The sequence below is a fragment of the Streptococcus sp. GMD1S genome (assembly GCF_000296875.1).
In the GTDB taxonomy this organism is placed as follows: Bacteria; Bacillota; Bacilli; order Lactobacillales; family Streptococcaceae; genus Streptococcus.
Genome location: NZ_AJQY01000475.1, coordinates 1 through 1,222, shown reverse-complemented (window position 1 = coordinate 1,222; position 1,222 = coordinate 1). Strand labels below are relative to the sequence as shown.

Below are 1,222 nucleotides of genomic sequence, written 5' to 3'. Positions count from 1 at the left end.
AAGCGCGAGGAGTATATCCGAATCCATGGAGAGGTAGAGTTGGACGACGAGGAAGAAGAGTGAGATTATATATCAAAAGTGATTTTAAGAAAAAAATAACCTTTACAACAAGAGAGCTTGTTTGGAAGATGTGGTTTAAGGAACGGAATGGCAAGAAAATAAGTTTCTCCAATGTTGGTGATGATGAGATGTTACAGGATGATTTTTACTTTGGTGTTCGGTTACACAAATGGTCTTCAGTTGACGAAAGATGGGATAAGGCTCCTTTTATAATTCCTAGTAATCCTTGGTTGTCTTTGGAATATGAGAATATAACACTTGAATTTGAAAATGATTTTATTACTGATGGGAGAGAACGTGGAGAAAACCTTAGGATTGCTACAACACATACGGATATTTTAACGGTTGATAAACGTGCTATGTATATCATGGCGATCGAGGTGGCTGGTGCAATTGATGGAAAAATTAGCGAGGATGACAAGGAGACCTGGATGGATGTAGAGACTTTTAAGGAGTTGCACAAGGATGTCTTATCACTAAGTTACGATCAAGCAACCGATATCAGCGTGGAGGAACTGAAAAGTTTGAAACCTGTAGAGGAAACTTTGTGGGATGAAGAAGAGCGACTTCGTGAAGAATACATCAAAATCCATGGCGAACGTGTTTATGACGACGAGGACGACGAGTGAGAATTTACATCAAAGGCGATTACACCAAAGAAATTCCATTTGATTACATGGAACTAGCGAAAAGGATGTGGTTTGAAAATTATCAAGGAGAAGGCATCCCTCTCTCCTATTCTGGTTTTCTTAAAATCAGAGATAGGAATGATATAGCCATTCATCTAAAACTAGATAAACAGGATTATGATGAACTTTGGTTGCATGTTCCGATACAAGAAGGGATAAAATATCGCTTTTTTTCACAAATTGATGAAGAACTAAATTTAGATTATGAAGATGCTTATGTAACAGATTTTCGCGAAAATGGAGACTGTTTACGTTTGGCCTCTACCCATCTTGAACTTCTCACACTTGATAAAAGAGCGTTCTATATCATGGCCATTGAGATTGCCACAATCTTTAATGGACAAATTAGTGAAGATGACAAGAAAACATGGCTGACAATCGAGGAATTCAAGAAAAATCACCAAGATATCTTATCTTTAACCTTTGATGAAGCAAATGAGATGAGTTTGGAAGAAATTCAAACGATTGATGCT

Annotated in this window: 2 protein-coding genes; both read left to right on the top strand. The window is 37.3% G+C overall.

Features of this window, described 5'->3' with window-relative positions:
* The first annotated feature begins 59 nt into the window (after positions 1-59).
* A complete protein-coding gene (locus GMD1S_RS11500; protein WP_001242085.1) occupies positions 60-689 on the top strand; it encodes a hypothetical protein in 630 nt (209 codons plus the stop codon).
* The coding region (locus GMD1S_RS11495) for a hypothetical protein (RefSeq protein ID WP_001223903.1) at positions 686-1,222 on the top strand (537 nt) is incomplete at its 3' end. The genes GMD1S_RS11500 and GMD1S_RS11495, both read left to right, overlap by 4 nt.